Origin of the sequence: Burkholderia sp. L27(2015), from assembly GCF_009765705.1 — a bacterium.
In the GTDB taxonomy this organism is placed as follows: domain Bacteria; phylum Pseudomonadota; class Gammaproteobacteria; order Burkholderiales; family Burkholderiaceae; genus LMUX01.
Map to the genome: position 1 here is coordinate 33,386 of NZ_LMUX01000017.1, position 21,163 is coordinate 54,548.

Sequence of the window (21,163 nt, forward strand, 5' to 3'; positions counted from 1 at the left end):
TCGGACCTTAAGATGAATTTCCAGCAATTGCGTTTTGTACGTGAGGCGGTTCGGCAGAATATGAACCTGACCGAAGTTGCCAATGTGCTGTTCACTTCGCAATCCGGCGTGAGCAAGCAGATCAAGGATCTTGAGGACGAACTCGGGGTCGATATTTTCGTGCGTCGCGGCAAGCGCTTGACCGGTTTGACCGAGCCCGGCCGCGCCGTGGTGCCCACGATCGAGCGTATGTTGCTGGACGCCGAGAATCTGCGGCGCGTGGCGCGGCAGTTTGCCGACCAGGATAGCGGCCACCTGGTCGTGGCGACCACTCACACCCAGGCGCGATACGCGCTGCCGCAGGTGATCCGGCGTTTTACAGAAGTGTTTCCCGGCGTGCATCTGGCTTTGCGGCAGGGGAACCCGCAGCAGATTGCGCAGATGATATTGGACGGCGAAGCCGACCTCGGTATTTCGACGGAAGCGCTCGACCGGTATCCCGATATCGCGACCTTTCCGTGTTATTCGTGGCAGCACGTCGTGGTGGTGCCCAAGGGGCATCCGCTGGTTGGGCGCACCGGTTTGACGCTCGAAGAAATCGCGGATTATCCGATCATTACGTATGACCACGATTTCACCGGCCGTTCCCATATCGATAGCGCGTTCGCCAAGGCTGGCGTGGCGCCCGACGTGGTGTTGACGGCAATCGATGCCGACGTGATCAAAACCTATGTCGAGATCGGCATGGGAGTGGGGATCGTCGCCGCGATGGCGATCGATCCGAAAAAAGACAGCGAACTGGTGGTCCTCGATACCGGCGAGTTGTTCGAGGCCAATGTAACGCGGGTCGGTTTGCGCAAAGGAGCGTTCCTGCGCCAATACGCGTATCGGCTGATCGAAATGTTCGCGCCGCACCTCAATGAGGCGGAAATCGCCGCGCAGCTGCGCGAGCCAGTGTGAGGACGATCGGTTAGGCATTGAGGGCAGAGGGCGACGGCGGTCGCGGCAGGATGGCTGTCTAGGTAGGCGCACCGGACGGCCTTCGCTACAATAGGGCGATGCAAATACCCAACTCCTCCTCGTCCGAACCAGACGGCACCCGCGGCACCGAAACGTTGCCGCGCATTGCTTTGTTGGCCACCGGCGGAACGATCGCCGGCTCGGCCGCCGACGCGCTGCAAACCGCCGGTTACAAAGCCGGCACGCTGCCTGTCGAGCATTTGCTGGAGGCTGTGCCCGCACTGGCCGACTTGGCGCAGATCGAAGCCGAGCAGCTCGCCAGTATCGACAGCAAGGATATGTCGGTCGACGTATGGGCACGTCTTGCCCAACGTATCGGCGTCTTGCTGGCGCGTCCCGAGATTGCCGGCGTGGTGGTCACTCACGGCACCGACACCCTCGAAGAAACCGCCTATTTCCTGCACCTGACGCTCAAGAGCCGCAAACCGGTGGTCGTGACGGCCGCCATGCGTCCCGCTACGGCCTTGTCGGCCGACGGTCCGTTGAACTTGTGCCAAGCCGTCAAGGTTGCGGCCGACCCCCAAGCGGCTGGACGCGGCGTGCTGGTGGTGGTCAACAATCAAATCCATGGTGCGCGCGATGTGACCAAGCGCAATACGGCCGCGGTGCATGCGTTCGAATCGCCGGAGTTCGGCATATTGGGCTGGGTTCAGGACGCCCGGGTGGAATTCCAACGCACCGTGACTCGGCCGCATACGGTGGATACGCCGTTTGCCGTGCCGGCGCACTGGCCGATCGTGGAGATCGTCGCCAGTTATGCGGGCGTGAGCGCCGTGCTGGTCGATGGGCTGGTGGCGGCCGGTGTGCACGGTATCGTGGTAGCTGGCACGGGCAATGGTTCTATCCATTCGGCGTTGCAGCACGCCCTGGCGCAGGCTGCGGCGCAAGGTGTCGCGGTGGTGCGCGCCTCGCGCACCGGCAGCGGGCATGTGATGCGTGATGGCGCAGCCCCCGATAGCGAACTCGGCTTTATCGCGGCGGGCACGCTCAATCCTTACAAGGCGAGGGTGCTACTTATGCTCGCGCTGGCACTAGAGATTCCGCTCGCCGATTTGCAGACGCATTTCGACGTTTTCTGAGCCTGATCGGGGCCCTGAGGCCGGCCTTTGCACACTGCGGCTTGTTGTGCTAGGCCTTTCAGGCTATAATTTCCGGCTGTTCACCTTGCCATACCGGTCTTGACGCCCGGATGGCCAATATCCATAAGGAGTTTTCATGCGTCATTATGAAATCGTATTTATCGTGCACCCGGATCAAAGCGAGCAAGTGCCCGCCATGATCGAGCGGTATCGCACGACCATCACCACCCGCGGCGGCCAAGTGCACCGCGTCGAAGACTGGGGTCGTCGCCAGCTCGCGTACATGATCGAAAAGCTCGCCAAGGCACATTACGTGTGCATGAACATCGAGTGCGATCAGGAAACGCTGGACGAACTCGAACATGCATTCAAATTCAACGATGCCGTGTTGCGCCACTTGATCGTCAAGACCAAGAAGGCCGAGACCGCACCGTCGCCGATGATGAAGGAAGTGCAGCGCGAAGAAGCCAAGAAGGTTTCCGTGCAGCCGACCGAAGTCCAGGCTTGAGCGATTGAATCAGGTTCCAGGCAGCATTAATTGAATCATTTGCCGCGGAATCATCTGCAACTTGAAGCAGCCGTAGTCGAGCGCGAGTCGGTGAGATATACCCCGGCAGGCGTCCCGATCGTGAGCTGCACCTTGCATCACCGCGCCGAGGTAGTCGAGGCGGGGGTGCCCAGGCAGGTTGAGATGACCTTGCAGGCGTTGGTTGCCGGCGAACTTGCCGGCACGCTGGAGCGTTGTGAACTAGGCGTGATCGCCCATTTTGCAGGTTTCCTCGCGCTGCGCAGCCGCAATGCCCGAACCCTGGTTTTTCACATTACAGAAATACAGCATATTGGAAAGGACTGATCATGGCACGTCCCACTGGCAAAAAATTCGAACGCCGTCGCCCGCAGCAAAATCCGCTGTTCAAGCGCAAGAAATTCTGCCGCTTCACCGCGGCTAACGTCGAGCAGATCGATTACAAAGATATCGAAACGCTGAAAGACTTCATCGGCGAAAACGGCAAAATCACCCCGGCGCGTCTCACCGGCACCAAGGCCCATTACCAGCGTCAGCTCGACGCGGCAATCAAGCGCGCGCGTTTTCTCGCATTGCTGCCGTACACCGACCTGCACAAGGCCTAATTGACGGCGCACTAGGAGAAATCACATGCAAATTATCTTGTTGGAAAAAGTGGTCAATCTGGGCAACCTCGGCGATATCGTCAAGGTTAAGGACGGTTTCGCACGTAACTTCCTGATTCCCCAAAAGAAGGCGCGCCGCGCCACCAAAGACGCGATCGCTGAATTCGAAGTGCGTCGCGCCGATCTGGAGAAGATCGCTGCTGAAAAGCTGGCAGCCGCTACGGCTCAAGGCGAAAAGCTGTCGGGTCAGGTTATCCAGATTTCGCAGAAAGCCGGTGTTGACGGCCGTCTGTTCGGTTCGGTGACCAACTTCGACATCGCTGAAGCGTTGAAGGCACAAGGTTTCGTCGTCGAAAAGGCGCAAGTGCGTCTGCCGACGGGCCCGCTGAAGCTGGTGGGCGAGCATGCGGTGCAAGTTGGCTTGCATACCGACGTGCTGGTCGACGTGACCATTGCCGTGATCGGCGAGCATGCCTGATCGCCTGGGGCGGCCTGCATGTAGCGTATAGGCATGCGGGCGGTTCCTTGAGGGTGGCGCCAGGGTGGCAACACCAGGGTGGCCCCCGGCAGCAAGTAGGAATGGCGGTAAACGGTTCTCCGTTTGCCGCTTTTTCTTTTTTGGGCGCCACTTGGGCAAACCGCGTTGCCCGTGTCCTCGCGGGCGCCCACCAAACCGCGGGTCCGGACCGGCGGGCCTATGGTGCAGGCGATTCGCAACTTTCTCGTTCAGGCGGCTGACCAAATGGCATAATTCGGCTCATGAACGCACCTGCAAAAGACCCCCAGATCGAATCCCTGAAAGTGCCGCCGCACTCCATCGAGGCCGAGCAATCGGTACTCGGCGGCCTGTTGCTCGATAACAGTGCTTGGGATCGCGTTGCCGATTTTTTGCACGACAGCGATTTTTACCGCTTCGACCACCGGCTGATTTTCCAGCATATCGGCAAGTTGATTTCGATGACGCGGCCGGCCGACGTGATCACTGTCTTCGAATCGCTACAGGTCGCGGGTAAATCGGACGATGTTGGAGGGCTGGCTTATCTGAACGCGTTGGCCCAGAACACGCCAAGCGCTGCGAATATCCGACGCTACGCTGAAATCGTGCGCGACCGTGCCGTGCTGCGCAAGCTGGTGACGGTAGCCGACGAGATCTCGGGCGACGCCTTCAATCCGCAGGGCAAGGAAGTGCGTCAACTGCTGGATGAAGCCGAAGCCAAAGTGTTTTCGATCGCCGAAGAAGGATCGCGCGGCACGCAAGGTTTTTTGGAAATTCGCCCGCTGCTGTCCAAGGTGGTGGAGCGCATCGACGAGCTATATCACCAGGACAATGCCAGCGATATCACCGGCACGCCCACCGGCTTCGTCGACCTCGACCGTATGACCTCAGGCATGCATGGCGGCGAACTGATCATCGTGGCGGGTCGTCCGTCGATGGGCAAGACGTCGTTAGCGATGAATATAGGCGAGTACGTCGGCGTTGAATATGGCTTGCCGGTGGCGGTGTTCTCCATGGAAATGCCGGGCACGCAGCTCGCCACGCGGATGCTGGGTTCGGTTGGCCGGCTCGACGCGCATCGTTTGCGTACCGGCAAGTTGATCGACGAAGACTGGCCCAAGCTGACTCATGCGATGCAGAAGATGAGCGAGGCGCAGATCTTCATCGACGAAAGCGGCGGCCTGAACCCGATGGAATTGCGCTCGCGTGCGCGGCGTCTGTCGCGCCAGTGCGGCAAGCTGGGCCTGATCGTGATCGATTATTTGCAGTTGATGTCGTCGGCCTCGCAAGGCGAAAACCGCGCCACGGAAATTTCCGAAATTTCGCGTTCGCTGAAAAGCCTGGCCAAGGAACTGGATGTGCCGGTGGTGGCGCTCTCGCAGCTCAATCGTGGCCTGGAGCAACGGCCCAATAAGCGGCCCGTGATGTCCGACTTGCGCGAGTCGGGCGCCATCGAACAGGACGCGGACGTGATCCTGTTCATCTATCGGGACGAAGTGTACAACCCGGATAGCCCCGACAAGGGCACCGCGGAAATCATTATCGGCAAGCAGCGTAACGGCCCGATCGGCACCGTTCGCCTCACCTTCCTCGGGCAATACACCAAGTTCGACAACTACGCCGGCGGCAACGCGTTCTTTGCCGCCGAGTAGCGGCGTCAGATGGATGGAGTCGAGCCGCCGTCCATCGGGATCATTGCGGCGGTGACGTAGCTGGAACGGACGCTGGCGAGGAACAGCGCGACGTCGGCCACTTCCTGCGGCTGCGCATAGCGGCCCAGCGGTACGTTTTTCTGGCCACGCGCGAGCGCTTCCTCTTTGCTGATGCCAAGTCGGGCCGCCTCGAGCTCCATCGCCTGGTCGACCCGGTCGGTGAGCGTTTGCCCCGGATTGATCGCATTCACGCGTATGCCGTAGCGCGCGTAGTAGTGAGCGAAGCCGGCGGTAGCCAGCATCAACGCAGCATTGGCTGCGCCACCCGCGATATGGAAATCCGTGGCGAATTTACCCCCCATGCCGATGATGTTGACAATGGCGCCTGGCGTCACCGTGCTCGTGGTACCTGAGCCGTCGCGCTCCTGCTGCGCCTTGACGCGAGCGACCATGCGCTTGAGCACCGCTTGCTGCGGGAACATATACGGAAAATATTTGGCGTCCATCGTCGCCTGGAACGCGGCGGCATCGAGCGTTTCGGGTTCGTAGCGTTTCGCTGCGCCCGCACTGTTGACGAGCACGTCGATCTCGCCCAATGCCTGCGTGACAGTCTGCACCATCTGCTCGGCTTGGTTGGCATCGGACAGATTGGCCGCGAATGAATGCACCTGCAGCCCTTGTTCGGCCAGCGTCGCCTTGGCACGAGACAGATTGTCGGGGTCACGCGAGACGATGGCGACCTGCGCGCCTTCGCGCGCGAAGGCCTGTGCACAGGCCAAGCCGATGCCTTTGCTGGCGCCGGTAATCAGAACCACTTTGCCGTTGAGTTGCAGATCCAAGTTGGGTCTCCGAGGTGAGGGGATGCAGATACCGAGGTGAGGGGATGCAGATACCATAACAGCATCGCCGGCGTTATGCTGGCGATGCTGTATGCGGGGGACTGCCACTGCTACGCCGCGCAGCCGCGCAATCCAGCGACGTCGATCGAGCGCTGCTTACTGATCCAGCGTAAATCGGAACGGCACCAATGCTGCGCTGCGGATACCCTGGCCATTTTCCACATGTGCGTTGCAATGGCTTTGCAGCACGGCCTGCACGGCAGCATCGTCCAGCCGCGGGAAGCCGCTGCTGCGCGCCACGTTGGCCGTTTCGATGCGGCCAGCGGTGTCGATCACGATCTTCACCAGCACCGTGCCGCTGTCGCCGTTGCGGCGCGACAAGGCGGGATATACCGGCGGCGGGATAGCGCAGCTCAGATGCTCGACCGTTTTCGGCGCGGTATCAGCCGGCAAGGTCTGCGGCATGGCCGGCACCGGATTGGCCGGCGGCGCCGCGACAGCGGGCGTTGCCGGCGCGCTGGGCGGCGTAGGCGGGGCGACCGGCGTCTCGGTGGGGCGCGTGCTTTGCTTGACCGGTTTGGGCAAGGGCTTGACCACCGGGCGCGGCGTGGGCGGTGGCGTCACGGGCGGGGTGGGCTTGGGGCTGGCCTGAGGCGGCGGCGGGGCTGGGGGCGTGGGCGCGGCGATCAGTTGCACCGAGATACTGCGCGGCGGTTCCAACTTCAACACTTCAGGCGCGCGGGTATGAAGTGCGACGAATAGCACCAGCACATGCGCCAGCACGACCAGTGCGGCGATGACTATGGCCTTACGCTGTGCGTTGGGCTGCGCAGCCGCGCTGGCGTGATGTGTCGAACTGGTGGCAATCATAGGTAACCTGCTGCAAAAAAGGCGGTGTCAAAGTAGTGAAGGTGCGCGCGCCGTACTGCGGCATGCGCGAGTCGCGTGGATAAGCGCATCGGATGCGGCGGCCTGCCGCGAACGGTGGCGGGCCGTCACGTCAAGCTCCATTGCCGCAACAGATTGTGATAACAGCCCACCAGCGTGCGCCGGGCGCCGTCGTCGGCCTGTGTGACATTGAGCCGCTGAATGGCGTTATCGAGGTCGAACAACAGGGCACGCTGCGCATCGTCGCGCACCAGGCTTTGTACCCAGAAGAAACAGCCGAGGCGCTCGCCGCGCGTAATCGGCGTCACGCTGTGCACGCTGCTGGCTGGGTAGACGATCATGTCGCCCGCTGCCAGCTTGACCTGATGCGCGCCATAGGTGTCATGGATGACCAGTTCGCCGCCGTCGTACTCGTGCGGCTCACTCAGGAACAAGGTGGCGGACACGTCGGTGCGCAGCTTCACACCATTGGGTAGCACCCGAACCGCACCATCGACGTGGTCGCCAAAGGTCATGCCCGGCCCATACCGGTTGAACAAGGGCGGATAGACCTGATTGGGCAGTGCCGCACTGATGAACAGCGGATTGCGTTCCAGCATGGCCAACACCGTATCGGCCAGCTCCCGCGTCAACGGGTTACCTTCGGCGAGTTGCTGATTGTGCTTGACCGGGGCACCTTGATAGCCGGCGGTGGCACGGCCATCGACCCACGCATCGCCCCCCGCGTCGAGGCGCGCACGCATGGCGGCAACTTGCTCGGCGTTGAGCACGCGGGGAACATGGATCATCATAGTCGTGTCATTCCATCAAGGTGGCCACGCATGCTCGCTCAGAAGAAGCGATAGGTCGCGGTCGCCAGCACCGTACGTCCGATGGCGGGCACCGAGCGTCCGCCATCGGATGCGATCAGCGCATCATAGTAGTTCCTGTTGGTCAAATTTTGCACGTTCAAGCGTATATCGTATTTCGGCTGGTGATAAGCCACTTCCGCATCCCAGCGCGTATAGCCGCCGGCTTTGACCAGATCGGTATTGGCTGCGAACCGGCTCGACATGTAAGTCGGACCGCCGCCGATTTCCCAATGTGGCGTGACATTATAGGTACTCCACAAGGTAAGTGTGTTGCGCGGCGTGTTAGCCGGAGTATTGCCCTGAGTGCCGTCGGCCGCCTTCACAACCAGGGCATTCATGAACGTGTACCCGCCGAACACTTGCCATTTGTCGGTTAGATGGCCAGTCAAGCCCAGTTGAGTCCCCCGTACTCTCACGTCACCGTCGAGTTCGTATTCGGTGGCTGACACCTGGGTACGGGCATTGTCCTGCTCAACCTGGAACAGCGCTGCGGTCAGTGACAGGCGGCCTTGCATGGCATCCCACTTACCACCGACTTCATACGATGTATTCGTCTCGGGCGGCAGCGCCTGGGTGAAGTTGGTGACCGTCAAGCTTTCCAGCGAGGGATCGAATGAAGTGCCGTAGGAAACGTAATACGTGGACCAGTCTTGCGGCTGGTAAATCAGGCCGGTACGTACACTGGTGAAGTTATTGGTCTGAGACGCATAGGGCGGCAAGCTGACGGAGTTGGCGATTTCAGCCTTGAAGCGATCCCAGCGCACGCCACCCACGAACTTCCAGTGATCGCCGAAACTGATGGTGTCGTTGACATAGGCTGCAAACGTGTTGGCGGCCGCATCCGCCAGGTTACCCGGGGTGGTTGTCACGTTGCCCGGTGTGGCCTCATAGACAGGGTCGAGCAGCGAGACCACCGGCAGGTTGTTACGCGTATAGGCTTGGTTGTTGTACGTTTCGCGACCTAGCTCGATACCGGCATCCACATCGTGCTTGAACGGGCCGGTGGTGAATTTGTAAAGCACATCGGTGTCGTTGTAGAGCGTGTGATAGTTGATCACGCGGTCATGGCTCGCCAACTGAACATACAACTGCGACGGCGGGAGGTTGGTGAAATTGCCGGCAGCCAGCGCCGGACTGGTTGCCAGCGGCCCGGTCAGGATCTTCGCGGCGGCCGTCTCTCGTGCATCGGTCAAATAGTGAGCGAATTGCGTCTGGTTCTGGATCGACAGTTGATCGTTGACCTTGTGCTTGACCTTGGCATTGAAGATCTGCGTGTCCTGGATCGTGCGGTCGTCGGTCAGGCCGTAAAACGTGCTGCGCGACGGCGAGAACGGCATGCCATTGAGCGCCTGTACGCCGTAGTCCGGCATATCGTTGTTATGCTCGATCAAGGCTGACAAGGTCACTTCCGTGGGGGTGCCGATACCAAAACGCAGGTTGGGTGCGAAGCCATAATCACGGTTCACTTCCACGTCACGAGTCGAGTGCAAGGTCTGGCCGAAGGTGTTCAGGCGGAAAGCGGAAGTGTCGCTTAGCGGCTGGTTGATGTCGGTCGTGGTGCGGTATCTGTCATCGGTGCCGATGGTGCCGGATATTTCCGCCGATTGCTTCAGATTGGCCTGCTTGGTGACCTGGTTGATCACACCGCCAGTCGAGCCGCGGCCAAACAGCATGGACGAGGGGCCGTACAGCACGTCGATCGATTCGAGGTCGAAGGTGTCGCGATAGTACTGGCCCGGATCGCGAAAACCATCGAGGTAAATGTCGGTACGCGCGGTGAAGCCGCGCAAGTTGATGTTGTTGCCGATCTGGCCGCCTTCGGCACCACCGATGGTGACGCCGGGCACGTTGCGCAGAGCATCCTGGAACGAGGTTGCGCCTTCCGATTGCAGCAGGGCTTTATTGACCACCACCGCTGTTTGCGCCAGATCGTGAAGCGCCACAGGCCGCTTGCCACCGACCGAGGAGGTCTGCGCCTGGAAATCGTTCTTGTCGGCGCTGCCCGATACCGAGACGGTCGGCAAGGTCTCGGTGGTCACTGCATCTGAGGCTGCTACGGTAGCGGAGGCTGCCGCGGGCGCGGCGGCACCCGCGGTCGTTGTGCTGGTGCTGTTGGTGCGCGACGCGGGTACGGTCGTGGTTTGTGCGTACGATGCACTCAGATGGGTAGCAAATGCTAGCGTAAGCGCAGCCGCGACAGGAGTTTTTTTCAGCATGTAGGCGGAGGAGATCTGTTGTAGTTAGAGGTAATCCAGGAGCCTTGGCTCGTCAGGACGGGCAAGCTTCAAAACAAAAAAACCGAACAGTCAGGCTGTGTTGAATGAGACGTATTCTCGTTTTAAGGGCGAACACGACCGCATCGCTCACTATCTGGCGAGTTAGCTGATCAATCGGGAAATTACGGAGCTAGCTGTGCAGTGGCCGGGCATGCGCCACTGCGTTATACGTCTCGGATATTCATGGCTTTTTAGCGGCCGGCGCCGTCACGAAATCGAGCTTGGCCAAGCCTGCGGTTTGCGCTGCCGACATCACATCTGCCACTTTTTCGTACATCACGTGGCGATCGGCGTAGAGCTGCAGCTCGGGCTGTGGGGTTTGACTGGCGGCCGCAGCCAGCCGTGGCACGAGCTCTTCGCTGGTCAGCGGCTTTTCATTCCACGTCAACGCGCCATCGGCCGCGATGCCGATCTGCACATGCACCGGCTTCTGGTCAATCGGCTGGCTGCTCGATTGCGGCAGATCCAGTTTCACGGCATGTTGGATCACCGGCAGTGTGACCAGGAAAATCACCAGCAGCACCAGCATCACATCGACCAACGGCGTCATATTGATCTCGACCATCAAGCCATCGTCGTGATCGCCGTAATCACTGGAGTCGCTGTGCAGTGAGTTCGAGCCCATGCTCATCGCGTGCTCCTCTCGGCAACGTCACGCTGTGAGGCGAGACTGAGTTTGCCGCTCGCGGGAAAGGCCGGATGTGCGCCGGTGGCAAAATAGGCATGCAGGCCGTGCGCAAACCGGTTCAGACGATTAATGGTGGCCTTGTTGCCACGCGTCAATGCATTGAAACCCAATACCGCAGGGATGGCGACGAGCAGGCCGAACGCGGTCATGATGAGCGCTTCGCCAACCGGACCGGCAACTTGGTCGATCGAGGTCTGGCCTGTTTCGCCGATCTGCACCAGTGCGTGATAAATACCCCAGACCGTGCCGAACAGTCCAACGAACGGGGCCGTGCTGCCGATCGAAGCCAGTATCGACAGGCCTGACTGCATCTCAGCAATGCGCTGGTCCATCGCACTGCGCAGACAGCGCGTGAGCCAGTCGCTGATGCTCATCTTGTCGTGCAGATGGGGCTGGGTCTGATGATGATGGTCCGCCGCTTCCTGGCCCGCGAGCGCAATGTCGAGAAACGGGTTGCGCCGTTCACGGCTCAATTTTTCAAGCGCGGTCTCGAAATTCTCGGAGTGCCAGAAATCGTGGTCGGCGTTGACCTGCAGGTGGCGCAAGCGCAGCATGCCATAGCCTTTGACCACAATCACGGTCCACGTCATCACCGACATCAGCAACAGTAATATCGCAATGGAGCGAGTGACAAAGTCGCCTTGCTCCCAGACGTGAATGATCCCGTAGTGCTGCATTTCGTGTTTCCTTAATGAATGCCGGCTCAAACGCCAACTTGGCGTAACAGGCCGCAAGGCTATGTAAATGTTAGTAACAATCTAAACGAGAATCATTATCATTATTCTTGGTAACTTTTGCAAGTAGTGAATGCAGAAGTTTAGGGTTCGATTGTGAAAATTAGAATCTGCTGGCGCTAAAGTGGGCAATGGGGTCTACGTCTGAGTCAGGCTGAGACGCTTGGGCCGGAGTCGGCTGGACAGGCACCGAAATCGATTCGGTATCGGCGGGAAGGGTGTTTGCGGGGACGAGGTTCGCGTGTAAGCGGTCAGCAGCGGTTGTGCTGTCTGGCGCTGTATCAGCGGAGCCGATCGAGGAGCCGATCGAGGAGCCGATCGGCGCGGCGGCAAATTGCGCGATGGGGTCGGTAGAGGCGGGAACCGCTGCGGGAGCAGGCGGCGGTGCAACTGCCTCGAAGGTCGGGGCTTCAAAGGACGGATTATCGCGTTTGGGGGCAAGGCCCGTAGCCACGCGCCGGATACCATCGAAACGCTTCGCCCAATACGGGTTGGTGACGTAATCGATCCGGACCGTGCCGCCCGTGGACGGTGCATTGACGAAGCGATATTGGCCGACGTAGATGCCGACGTGAGAATGCGCCCGGCCTGTGGTGTTAAAAAATATCAGATCGCCGGGAGCGATTTCGTCCGGGTTGATCGTGCTGCCGACGCCGCCCATCTGTTCGGTGGTGCGCGGCAGGTTGACCGATGCGGCGCGGCGCACCACGTAGTCGACCAAGCCGCTGCAATCGAAACCGCTTTCGGGCGTATTGCCACCCCAACGATAGGGCACACCCACCAGGCTCATGGCTTCGATCGAGATTTCCTCGGTTCCCACACTGTGATCGACAAATTCAGGCAAGCCGGATTCTGCAGGCGATGGCGCGGGCCTGGGTTTGGAGGTGCCATAAGTGCCGCCGCCATTTGAGGTGCCTGATGAGTTACGCAGGGGGGCGCTGGAGCACGCGGCCAACAATACAGTGAGCAGCAGATAAAAGCCGAGTCGGCGCATCAGTGGGCAGGACTCGCGCGATGAGCGCGTTCCGATTGACTGCAATGATCCGATCATAGCCGGGGCGCATGAACCTGATCAAGAAAATATATGAAGAAACGGCCGTAAATACCTGTCTTATTGGCATTTTTCCCACGAAAAGGAGTAAAAAAAACCGCTGCGAGCCTAAGCTTGCAGCGGTCGCGACCGCAGTATCGAGGCAGCCGTTGAACCGCAGCGGCTTCGACGGTCCATCCTTATCGCTACAGAATCTCCGACGCGTAGTCGGCCAGACGCGAACGCTCGCCGCGCGCCAGGGTAATGTGACCGCCGTGACGCCAGCCCTTGAAGCGGTCGACCACATAGGTCAGCCCTGAACTGCCTTCGGTAAGGTAGGGCGTGTCGATTTGCGCGATATTGCCCAGACAGACGATCTTCGTGCCCGGACCCGCCCGCGTAACCAGCGTTTTCATCTGCTTGGGCGTCAGATTCTGCGCTTCGTCGATGATGACGTACTTATCGACGAAGGTCCGGCCTCGCATGAAGTTCATGCTCTTGACCTTGAGCCTCGACTTGATCAACTCCTGGGTGGCGGCGCGCCCCCATTCGCCGGCCGAATCGTCGGTCTTTTGCAACACTTCGAGGTTGTCGTCGAACGCGCCCATCCACGGCTGCATTTTTTCTTCTTCGGTGCCCGGCAGAAAGCCGATATCTTCGCCGACCGGCACGGTTGCGCGAGTCACGATGATTTCGTTATAACGTTTGTCGTCCAACACCTGCGCAAGCCCGCTGGCGAGCGCCATCAAGGTCTTGCCCGTACCCGCCTGCCCGAGCAGCGTGACGAAGTCGATTTCCGGATTCATCAGCAAATTCAACGCAAAATTCTGTTCGCGGTTGCGCGCCGTGATGCCCCACACATTGTTCTTATGGTGGCCGTAATCGCGCAGCGTTTGCAGCAGCGCAGTTTTGCCGTTGATTTCCCGTACCTGGGCGTGAAACGCCGGTTCGCCGTTGCGCGGCTCCAGATAAATAAACTCGTTGACCAGCATCGACGCGCACAAGGGGCCGGTCACCCGATAATAAGTAGAGCCGGTCTTGGTGTCCTGCCAACTTTCCATCCCTTTGCCATGCTTGGCCCAGAAATCCTGGGGCAAGGGGAGCACGCCGGGGTAGAGCAGGTCCTTGTCTTCGAGCACCTGATCGTTGAAATAGTCCTCGGCGGGCAGGCCGAGTGCATGCGCCTTGACGCGCATGTTGATGTCCTTGGACACCAACACGACCTGGCGCTCGGTGAACTGCTTCTGCAACGCGCGCACCACGCCCAGGATCTGGTTGTCGGCTTTGCCTTGTGGCAGTCCGTCGATCGGTTCGATCTGCTGGAAGGTGGTCTGGAAGAACAGGCGCCCGGCAGCGTCGCGATTGCCCAGGCGTGCCAATGGGATGCCGACCGACATCTGGTCGCCGGTATTGGCCACCAAGGCATCGAGCGTACGGCTCACCTGACGCGCATTGCGCGCCACTTCCGACATGCCCTTTTTATGGTTGTCGAGTTCTTCGAGCGTCATCATCGGCAGATAGACGTCGTGCTCCTCGAATCGGAACAAGCTGCTCGGATCGTGCATCAGCACATTCGTGTCGAGCACGAACAGCTTGATTACGGTGGGGGCGGCATTCTTGCCGCGCGAGCGCGTCGCACGACGGTTGGCTTCCCGCTGATCGGCTGTGGCCTGAGTACTGACAGCAGGCTCTTGCGCGGGTATCGGCGCGCGCGCGGTAGGGGTTTCGCCCTTCGCGCTCGATGGCTCGTCGTCCTGCACCCCGCCACGGTTGGCGACTGTCTGCAGCAATGCCGCAGTCGGTGTCTGCTTGCGACGGCGGCCACCGCCGTCGGCTTCAGGTGCTTTGGTCTCGGACGCCGCAACAACGTGCAACACCGGAGCCGAGGCGACGGCGACTGGCACCCCCCCGGCGCTGCCGTACGGCTCAGACTCTACGCCTTCGCTTTCATGAGACTGTTTCTTGGCGCCTTTTGCTGGACGCGCTTTAGCCTTGTATTCATCTGGGGACAGCAGATTACCGAGTTTGGAGGGGGGGGTAGGCAAAGGCATAGTTTTCCTCTAGCGGTATCGAATCGGCAAGGCCTGGAGTGATGCTGCGGGACGGGCAGTCCAACAGAGATCGGACATAGCAAAGCGACAAATTAAAACGCGGCAAACAAAAAAAACAAAGGACTGAAAAACGGAAAATAAAAAAGCCGCGCCCCGTGTAGCGGGGGTGGCGGCTTTGCGGACCAGCGCAAACAAAGTGCGGGCTTGACTGGACCGACGAGAGAGTTCGATAAGGCAAGCGATCATTGGAATCGACTATAACTCGCCTCAAAGCGCTTGTACAGCCTCCAACACTTCGTCGACATGGCCTGGCACTTTCACGCCACGCCACGCATTGCGAAGGATGCCGCGCTCGTCTATCAGGAAGGTTGAGCGCTCGATGCCGCGCACTTCCTTGCCATACATTTTTTTATTTTTGATGACGTTGTAGGCAAGGCACACCTGTTCGTCGCCATCGGAAACCAGCACATACGGCAACTCGAGTTTGGCCTTGAAGTTGTCATGCGATTTGACGCTATCGCGAGAGATGCCGACGATCACGGCGCCTGCCGCTTCGAATTGAGGCGACAGATCGCGAAACGCCAGGCTTTCGGTTGTGCAGCCCGGTGTATTGTCCTTGGGATAGAAAAACAGCACCACCCGTTTGCCAGCCTGGCTGGCGAGACTGAAGGTGCCCCCGGTAGCCGCGGCGGTAAAGTCTGGGGCCGCTTGGTCTATCGTCGCTTGTTCAACTGTGGTGCTCACGAATCAATCTCCTCAGGTTTTATGGGGCGCGGCAATGCGGGAGCGCGCGTAGGCGGGCAGGTCTGCCGGGGGCTGGCCAGTGCACATAACCTCATGCACGTGAACTCATCCAGGCGACCCGACCTCGACCCCAAAAATGGGGTGGGCCCCGGGTGGGGGCCTTAAGCCATCATCCTGGCTGGATGATCAAGTCGCCCGCACGGCCGGCGATTTCTCCCCATGTCACAGGGTACGATGGCAGGCTCTCAAGGTCCAGCGTTGCATAGTACTCGCCCATCGTGACGAGACGATGGCCTTGTGCCTTCCATCCATCCAGCAATTGAGCGAAGGCCGGTGCGAGCCGTTGGCCTTCGAGTTCGGCGTGCAAGGTATAGACTTGATCGATGTCCTGCCCGTCGGTCATTTTCAGTACGTGAGCCGTGATCGTGGTGGCATCGATGTCGTCGACGCCCAGCATTTCGTCCAGCGTGGGTAGCGTGGTCGGCATCTGAATATGATGGAGCGCACGTCCGTTCAATACCGGACGGTAAGGGCCGTGCCCTCGACCATCCGATGCATAGGCCATGCCCCACGTGTCGATCTGCTCAAAAGCGAAATCATTCATTTGCCAACCCGCAGCCCCATGCGTGACAGGCGGTGCACCGAAAATTTCAATGAAGCGCGCATGGCTTTGCTGCATCTGCCGAACGGTCCATTCACGTGGCCGCTGGCGCACATTATCCTGCCAGTACACATGGTCCCACGTATGGATGCCCGTTTCGAAACCGGCGTCACGGATCGCGCGCATTTCGGCCGCTGCCCGCCGGCCGATATCCGGGCCGGGAAGCAGGGTGCCATATAGCAAGGTCTTAATGCCGTAGTGCTCGACGACCGAAGTGCGCGATACTTTTTTCAAGAAGCCGGGCTTGAAGACACGCCGCATTGCCCAGCCGGTGTGATCCGGTCCCAGGCTGAACAGGAAGGTGGCCTGCGCGCCGGCGCGCTCGAGCATGCGAGCCAGGTTGGGGACGCCTTCCCGAGTGCCGCGCAGTGTATCGACGTCGATCTTCAGAACAATCCGGGCCATGCGTTCAGTCGACCAGCGCGCGGGCTTCGGCAACCTGTCCGCGGTACGCTTCGAAAATATTGCGCAGGGCCTGGTCCATCGTTGTGCTTGGCGCCCAACCGAGCTCTTCCATGGTGTTGTCGATTTTCGGCACGCGGTTCTGCACGTCCTGGTAACCGACGCCATAGTAGGCGCCCGACGACGTTTCGACCAATTGCACCTGCTTGGCGGTGTCGGCATACTCGGGGTATTCGGCGGCGAGCTTCAACATCATGTGAGCCAGTTCGCGCACCGAGAAGTTGTTTCTCGGGTTGCCGATGTTGTAGATCTTGCCAGACGCAATCTGCTTGTCGTTGGCGATGATGTGCATCAGCGCGGTGATGCCGTCGTCGATGTCGGTAAATGCACGCTTCTGTGCGCCGCCGTCGACCAGGCTGATGTTCTCGCCGCGCACGATGTGGCCGAGGAACTGCGTGACCACGCGCGAGCTACCTTCCTTGGCGGTATGGATCGAATCGAGGCCCGCGCCGATCCAGTTGAACGGCCGGAACAGCGTGAAGTTCAGGCCTTCCATGCCGTAGCCCCAGATGACGCGGTCCATCAGTTGCTTGGAGCAGGCGTAGATCCAGCGCGGCTTGTTGATCGGACCATACACGAGCGGCGAGGCTTCCGGGTCGAACTCGTCGTCGGCGCACATGCCATAGACCTCGGAGGTCGACGGGAACACCAGATGCTTGCCGTACTTGACGGCCGAGCGCACGATCGGCAGGTTCGCCTCGAAGTCGAGTTCGAACACGCGCAGCGGCTGCTTGACATAAGTGGCGGGCGTGGCAATCGCAACCAGCGGCAGGATCACGTCGCATTTGCGAATGTGATATTCGACCCACTCCTTGTTGATCGTGATGTCACCCTCGAAAAAATGCATGCGTTCGTGCTGCGTCAGGTCGCCGAGGCGATCCGTCTGCATGTCCATGCCATAGACTTCCCAATCGGTGGTTTCGAGAATACGTTTGGAAAGATGATGGCCGATGAAGCCGTTGACGCCAAGAATCAGGACTTTTTTCATTTAGAAGGCAAAGAGTGAGGCGATGAATAAATGAGGCGCGCGAACTCGGCAGTATCGATGACGCGATCGTCGTGCAGGAGGCTATGAACGACGATCGCTCGACCGTCGCCGCAAACGCCCAACAGCGTATTATCGCTTACCTGCAATCCGGTGGGCAAATTCGCGATTTCGAGAGCCGGGGCTGCGAGCCTCGCGCGCGTTACGACAAAGCGGTGGCCCGCCTGATCGGTGAACGCGCCGGGGTACGGCGGTGCGACTGCGCGGATCAGGTTGTAGACCTGTTGCGCGTCCTGTTGCCAATCGATGCGGCCATCCTCGGGCTTGCGCCCGCCGAAGTAACTGCCCTGCGACAGATCATTGGGCAAGCGCGCCGCGCGGCCCGCCAATAGGTCCGGCAAGACGCGCCAGAGCGTCTGCTCGGCGGCGACCGTGACTTTTTCGAACACGAGGCCGGCGGTGTCGTCCGGCAGAATCGGTACGGAAGTCTGGCCGATCAGCGCGCCCGCGTCGGGCTTGGCGGCCATCTCATGCAGGCTTGCGCCGGTTTGCGTCTCGCCATGCAGCACGGCCCAGTTCACAGGCACACGGCCACGGTATTTCGGCAGCAGCGAGCCGTGCATGTTGTAAGCGCCGGCTGGCGCCAGCGCCAGTAGCTCCACCGGAAGCATGTGCCGGTAGTAGAAAGAGAAAATAAAATCCGGGCGTGCCGCCTGGACTGCGGCGAATACTTCGGGTGCAGCCGGATCGTCGGGGGTGATGGTCGGAATATGATGTTCCGCAGCCAACGCAGCCACACTGTCGAACCAGATATTTTCCTGCGGATTATCCTGGTGCGTGACCACGAGGGTAATTTCCAGCCCCAGTTCAGCGCCGCGCGCGAGCAGCACGCTCAGGCAACGCACGCCTACGTTATGGTAGGCAAACACCACCGCTCGCTTGAGCGTACGCGTCATGCGTGCTCTCCCTGGGCTTGCGCGGTACCGTCGCCGGGCAGACTCAGCGCGCGTGCACCGGGTTTATGGTGGCGCTGATCGAGCACGGTTTGCACCAGATAACGCGGCCGTGCGCGAACCTGCTGATAAATGCGGCCAATGTATTCCCCGAGCAGGCCGAGCGCGAACAGGATCGTCCCCAGCAGGAAAAAGGTGATAGCGAACAGCGTAAACACACCCTGGACCTCGGCCCCGACGATAAAGCGGCGCACGAGCAGCAACACGAACAAGGCGGCCGAGCCGAGCGCAAGGAGGATGCCCATGAAGGACAACCATTGCAACGGCACCACCGAGAAACCCGTGACCAGATCGAAATTCAGGCGGATCAAGCTATAGAGCGAATACTTGGATTCGCCGGCGAAACGCTCTTCGTGAGCGACCTCGACTTCGACCGGATTCTGCGCGAAGGTGTAGGCCAGCGCCGGAATAAAGGTATTCACTTCGCCGCAACGGTTGATCGTATCGACGATATGCCGGCTGTACGCACGCAGCATGCAACCCTGGTCGGTCATCTTGATGTGGGTGATGCGTTCGCGCAAACGGTTCATCGCCCGCGAAGCCTTGCGTCGAAACAAACTGTCCTGGCGCTGCTGGCGGATCGTGCCGACGTAATCGTAGCCTTCGCGCATCTTGGCGACCAGTTTGCCGATTTCTTCGGGCGGGTTTTGCAGGTCGGCGTCCAACGTAACGATGATATCGCCACGCGAATATTCGAAGCCCGCCAGAATCGCCATGTGCTGGCCATAATTGCCGTTGAGCAATACGACACGCGTCACGTCGGGACGCACGCGAAACTGGGCGGCCAGCAGCGCGGCCGACTTATCGCGGCTGCCATCGTTGACGAGAATCAGCTCGTAAGCAATTTCAAGCGCGTCGAGCGCGGGGTACAAGCGCGCGAACAGCGCCGCGAGCCCGGCTTCCTCGTTATAAATGGGTACGACAATGGAAAGTTCCGGCTGTGTCATAGGCGGCGATTCATATCAGGTTGTGTTCGCAAATCTCGTTGACGGCGCGGCATACTCGCTCGACATCCTCGCGACGCATGGAAGAAAAGAGCGGCAGTGTAACGCCCGCGCGCCCGAATTGCTCGGCATTCAAAAACATTCCCGGGCCAAAGCCGCGGTCCCGATAGAGCTTGAACAGGTGCAGCGCCGGGTAATGCACGCCGCTACCGATGCCGCGTTCGTGCAACTTCGCCATGAAGCCGGCCCGATCGATCGAGAGCTTCGCGAGCGGCAGCATGATCTGGAACATGTGCCAATTGCTGTTTTCGAAATCGGCCTGCGGCAATTGCACACCCGCTTCAGTGGCTGCGCCTCCCACCAGACTTTCGAAATAGTGACTAGCCAGCGCGCGGCGCTGTGCGGTGAAGCGCTCCAGATGCGGCAACTGGCCTAGCCCGACTCGCGCAGCGACATCGGTCAGATTATATTTGCCGCCGAGCACGTCGACTTCCATACCGTCGAAACCGGTGCGGGTTACCCCTTGCAGCCGATATTTGGCGGCCAGCCGCGCTTCGTCCTCGTTATTGAGCACCAATGCGCCGCCTTCGATCGACGTGAGGTTTTTGTTGGCATGAAAACTGAACGACACCAGATCGCCGATCGCGCCTATGCGCCGGCCTTTCCAGCTCGATCCCATCGCCTGCGCGGCGTCTTCGATCACGCGCAGCTTATGCGCGCCAGCCAATTCATATAAGCGATCCATATTGACCGGCAAGCCGGCCAGGTAGACGGGCAAGATGGCGCGCGTGCGCGGCGTGATCGCGCGCTCGACTAGCGCCAGGTCGATATTGCGTGTGGCCGGGTCGATGTCGACGAAGACCGGGGTGGCGCCCACTTCGAGGATCACGTTGGCGGTCGCCACCCAGCTCATCGGCGTGGTGATGACTTCGTCGCCCGGACCGATGCCGGCAATGCGCAGCGCGATTTCCATCGTCGCCGTGCCAGAATTGAAGGTACGTACCGGACGGCCACCGAAATAGGCCGAAAGCTCAGCCTCGAAGCGCTGGTTTTGCGGGCCGGTGGTGATCCACCCCGAGCGCAGGACTTCTACTACGCCGGCGATCGTCTCTTCGTCGATTTCGGGCCGCGTGAACGGCAAAAAAGGGAGCTGAGTGGCTTGATTCATAGATGATCCATCTGTTGCATCTGACGTGAGAGGCGTTAGAGAGCGGGGCGCGCGTTGGCGCGGGCATAGGGTGGATACAGGTGCACTCGGGTGCTTTCAGGTCCGCGCGAGAACGTAGACGCCTATCAAGATGATACCGATCCCCGCGAGACGTTGCGGCGACAACATTTCGTCGAAAAAGTACCACGCTGCGAGCGCATTGACCACATAGCCGAGCGAGAGCATCGGGTAGGCAATCGACACTTCGACACGCGACAACGCAAGTATCCAGACCACTACGCTAATTACATAGCACGCCAGTCCGCCGATAATAGGCCATTGTGTAGCCAGCTTGATGCCTATCGGTAAAACATTGGCCGCGCTATAGTCGAAATGCCCGACTGCGTTGACACCGGCTTTCAGCAGCAACTGCGCTACGGCATTGAGCATTACGCCGCTTAGAATCAGCGCAAACGAAATAGGGTTCATGAAT

Annotated in this window: 21 protein-coding genes and 1 pseudogene; 7 read left to right on the forward strand and 15 right to left on the reverse strand. The window is 60.0% G+C overall.

The features are described from left to right. The first annotated feature begins 12 nt into the window (after positions 1-12). The 7 genes from GSQ77_RS13710 (at position 13) to GSQ77_RS13740 (ending at position 5,357) form a co-directional block, all read left to right on the forward strand. Positions 13-939, forward strand: a complete 927-nt coding sequence (locus tag GSQ77_RS13710; RefSeq protein ID WP_158903114.1) for a CysB family HTH-type transcriptional regulator — start codon at positions 13-15, stop codon at positions 937-939. Positions 940-1,037: 98 nt separating this feature from the next. Beyond that, positions 1,038-2,078 (forward strand): asparaginase, encoded by a 1,041-nt coding sequence (locus GSQ77_RS13715; RefSeq protein ID WP_158903116.1) that lies wholly within the window; start codon positions 1,038-1,040, stop codon positions 2,076-2,078. Between the two features lie 136 nt (positions 2,079-2,214). Then, positions 2,215-2,586 carry a 30S ribosomal protein S6 gene (gene rpsF / locus GSQ77_RS13720; RefSeq protein WP_158903118.1) on the forward strand — a complete coding sequence of 124 codons (372 nt, stop codon included), beginning with the start codon at positions 2,215-2,217 and terminating at the stop codon, positions 2,584-2,586. 39 nt (positions 2,587-2,625) lie between these two features. Further along, the gene (gene priB, locus GSQ77_RS13725) at positions 2,626-2,931 is read left to right on the forward strand and encodes a primosomal replication protein N (RefSeq protein ID WP_158903900.1); all 306 of its coding nucleotides are present in this window, start codon (positions 2,626-2,628) and stop codon (positions 2,929-2,931) included. A gap of 2 nt (positions 2,932-2,933) precedes the next feature. After that, the gene (gene rpsR / locus GSQ77_RS13730) at positions 2,934-3,209 is read left to right on the forward strand and encodes a 30S ribosomal protein S18 (RefSeq protein WP_158903120.1); all 276 of its coding nucleotides are present in this window, start codon (positions 2,934-2,936) and stop codon (positions 3,207-3,209) included. 25 nt (positions 3,210-3,234) lie between these two features. Further along, positions 3,235-3,687 (forward strand): 50S ribosomal protein L9, encoded by a 453-nt coding sequence (rplI, locus tag GSQ77_RS13735; protein ID WP_158903122.1) that lies wholly within the window; start codon positions 3,235-3,237, stop codon positions 3,685-3,687. Between the two features lie 281 nt (positions 3,688-3,968). Then, positions 3,969-5,357, forward strand: a complete 1,389-nt coding sequence (locus GSQ77_RS13740; RefSeq protein ID WP_158903124.1) for a replicative DNA helicase — start codon at positions 3,969-3,971, stop codon at positions 5,355-5,357. Between the two features lie 5 nt (positions 5,358-5,362). Here GSQ77_RS13740 and GSQ77_RS13745 read toward each other — a convergent pair whose 3' ends face one another. The 15 genes and pseudogenes from GSQ77_RS13745 to GSQ77_RS13815 all read right to left on the reverse strand — a co-directional run bounded on the left by GSQ77_RS13745 (position 5,363) and on the right by GSQ77_RS13815 (position 21,159). Further along, positions 5,363-6,196 carry an SDR family oxidoreductase gene (locus tag GSQ77_RS13745; protein WP_158903126.1) on the reverse strand — a complete coding sequence of 278 codons (834 nt, stop codon included), beginning with the start codon at positions 6,194-6,196 and terminating at the stop codon, positions 5,363-5,365. Between the two features lie 156 nt (positions 6,197-6,352). Further along, the gene (locus GSQ77_RS29795) at positions 6,353-7,066 is read right to left on the reverse strand and encodes an energy transducer TonB (RefSeq protein WP_158903128.1); all 714 of its coding nucleotides are present in this window, start codon (positions 7,064-7,066) and stop codon (positions 6,353-6,355) included. A 125-nt stretch (positions 7,067-7,191) separates the two neighbouring features. After that, positions 7,192-7,875 (reverse strand): Fe2+-dependent dioxygenase, encoded by a 684-nt coding sequence (locus GSQ77_RS13755; protein ID WP_158903130.1) that lies wholly within the window; start codon positions 7,873-7,875, stop codon positions 7,192-7,194. 38 nt (positions 7,876-7,913) lie between these two features. Then, positions 7,914-10,151, reverse strand: a complete 2,238-nt coding sequence (locus GSQ77_RS13760; RefSeq protein ID WP_158903132.1) for a TonB-dependent siderophore receptor — start codon at positions 10,149-10,151, stop codon at positions 7,914-7,916. Between the two features lie 241 nt (positions 10,152-10,392). After that, the gene (locus tag GSQ77_RS13765) at positions 10,393-10,842 is read right to left on the reverse strand and encodes a biopolymer transporter ExbD (RefSeq protein ID WP_254067618.1); all 450 of its coding nucleotides are present in this window, start codon (positions 10,840-10,842) and stop codon (positions 10,393-10,395) included. After that, on the reverse strand, positions 10,839-11,576 hold the full coding sequence (locus GSQ77_RS13770) for a MotA/TolQ/ExbB proton channel family protein (protein WP_158903134.1): 738 nt from the start codon (positions 11,574-11,576) through the stop codon (positions 10,839-10,841). Before GSQ77_RS13770 ends, GSQ77_RS13765 begins: the two co-directional genes overlap by 4 nt. Positions 11,577-11,916: 340 nt before the next feature. After that, positions 11,917-12,627: pseudogene (locus tag GSQ77_RS13775) on the reverse strand (NlpC/P60 family protein); the annotation flags it as partial. A gap of 242 nt (positions 12,628-12,869) precedes the next feature. Further along, positions 12,870-14,714 carry a PhoH family protein gene (locus GSQ77_RS13780; protein ID WP_158903138.1) on the reverse strand — a complete coding sequence of 615 codons (1,845 nt, stop codon included), beginning with the start codon at positions 14,712-14,714 and terminating at the stop codon, positions 12,870-12,872. Between the two features lie 267 nt (positions 14,715-14,981). After that, a complete protein-coding gene (locus GSQ77_RS13785; protein ID WP_254067619.1) occupies positions 14,982-15,458 on the reverse strand; it encodes a peroxiredoxin in 477 nt (158 codons plus the stop codon). Between the two features lie 169 nt (positions 15,459-15,627). Further along, entirely contained in the window at positions 15,628-16,524 is an 897-nt protein-coding gene (locus tag GSQ77_RS13790) for a polysaccharide deacetylase family protein (RefSeq protein WP_158903140.1), read from the reverse strand. Between the two features lie 4 nt (positions 16,525-16,528). Further along, positions 16,529-17,569 carry a bifunctional UDP-4-keto-pentose/UDP-xylose synthase gene (locus GSQ77_RS13795; RefSeq protein ID WP_158903142.1) on the reverse strand — a complete coding sequence of 347 codons (1,041 nt, stop codon included), beginning with the start codon at positions 17,567-17,569 and terminating at the stop codon, positions 16,529-16,531. Beyond that, positions 17,566-18,522: a formyltransferase gene (locus tag GSQ77_RS13800; RefSeq protein ID WP_158903144.1), complete on the reverse strand. Its 957-nt coding sequence runs from the start codon at positions 18,520-18,522 to the stop codon at positions 17,566-17,568. The genes GSQ77_RS13795 and GSQ77_RS13800 overlap by 4 nt, the downstream gene beginning before the upstream one ends. After that, positions 18,519-19,526, reverse strand: coding sequence for a glycosyltransferase (locus GSQ77_RS13805; RefSeq protein WP_158903146.1), 1,008 nt, complete (start codon positions 19,524-19,526; stop codon positions 18,519-18,521). Before GSQ77_RS13805 ends, GSQ77_RS13800 begins: the two co-directional genes overlap by 4 nt. Before the next feature lie 10 nt (positions 19,527-19,536). Further along, on the reverse strand, positions 19,537-20,691 hold the full coding sequence (locus GSQ77_RS13810; protein ID WP_158903148.1) for a DegT/DnrJ/EryC1/StrS aminotransferase family protein: 1,155 nt from the start codon (positions 20,689-20,691) through the stop codon (positions 19,537-19,539). A 96-nt stretch (positions 20,692-20,787) separates the two neighbouring features. Continuing rightward, positions 20,788-21,159 (reverse strand): multidrug efflux SMR transporter, encoded by a 372-nt coding sequence (locus GSQ77_RS13815; RefSeq protein WP_158903150.1) that lies wholly within the window; start codon positions 21,157-21,159, stop codon positions 20,788-20,790. Positions 21,160-21,163: the final 4 nt, after the last annotated feature.

Bases quoted from the DNA above. Each gene is read 5' to 3' on its own strand.
- rpsF (WP_158903118.1), top strand. From the start codon at position 2,215: ATGCGTCATTATGAAATCGTATTTATCGTGCACCCGGATCAAAGCGAG.
- GSQ77_RS13800 (WP_158903144.1), bottom strand. From the start codon at position 18,522: ATGACGCGTACGCTCAAGCGAGCGGTGGTGTTTGCCTACCATAACGTA.
- GSQ77_RS13815 (WP_158903150.1), bottom strand. From the start codon at position 21,159: ATGAACCCTATTTCGTTTGCGCTGATTCTAAGCGGCGTAATGCTCAAT.
- rplI (WP_158903122.1), top strand. From the start codon at position 3,235: ATGCAAATTATCTTGTTGGAAAAAGTGGTCAATCTGGGCAACCTCGGC.
- GSQ77_RS13805 (WP_158903146.1), bottom strand. From the start codon at position 19,526: ATGACACAGCCGGAACTTTCCATTGTCGTACCCATTTATAACGAGGAA.
- GSQ77_RS13790 (WP_158903140.1), bottom strand. From the start codon at position 16,524: ATGGCCCGGATTGTTCTGAAGATCGACGTCGATACACTGCGCGGCACT.
- GSQ77_RS13780 (WP_158903138.1), bottom strand. From the start codon at position 14,714: ATGCCTTTGCCTACCCCCCCCTCCAAACTCGGTAATCTGCTGTCCCCA.
- GSQ77_RS13740 (WP_158903124.1), top strand. From the start codon at position 3,969: ATGAACGCACCTGCAAAAGACCCCCAGATCGAATCCCTGAAAGTGCCG.
- GSQ77_RS29795 (WP_158903128.1), bottom strand. From the start codon at position 7,066: ATGATTGCCACCAGTTCGACACATCACGCCAGCGCGGCTGCGCAGCCC.
- GSQ77_RS13715 (WP_158903116.1), top strand. From the start codon at position 1,038: ATGCAAATACCCAACTCCTCCTCGTCCGAACCAGACGGCACCCGCGGC.
- GSQ77_RS13755 (WP_158903130.1), bottom strand. From the start codon at position 7,875: ATGATGATCCATGTTCCCCGCGTGCTCAACGCCGAGCAAGTTGCCGCC.
- GSQ77_RS13795 (WP_158903142.1), bottom strand. From the start codon at position 17,569: ATGAAAAAAGTCCTGATTCTTGGCGTCAACGGCTTCATCGGCCATCAT.
- GSQ77_RS13710 (WP_158903114.1), top strand. From the start codon at position 13: ATGAATTTCCAGCAATTGCGTTTTGTACGTGAGGCGGTTCGGCAGAAT.
- GSQ77_RS13770 (WP_158903134.1), bottom strand. From the start codon at position 11,576: ATGCAGCACTACGGGATCATTCACGTCTGGGAGCAAGGCGACTTTGTC.
- GSQ77_RS13810 (WP_158903148.1), bottom strand. From the start codon at position 20,691: ATGAATCAAGCCACTCAGCTCCCTTTTTTGCCGTTCACGCGGCCCGAA.
- GSQ77_RS13760 (WP_158903132.1), bottom strand. From the start codon at position 10,151: ATGCTGAAAAAAACTCCTGTCGCGGCTGCGCTTACGCTAGCATTTGCT.
- GSQ77_RS13765 (WP_254067618.1), bottom strand. From the start codon at position 10,842: ATGAGCATGGGCTCGAACTCACTGCACAGCGACTCCAGTGATTACGGC.
- rpsR (WP_158903120.1), top strand. From the start codon at position 2,934: ATGGCACGTCCCACTGGCAAAAAATTCGAACGCCGTCGCCCGCAGCAA.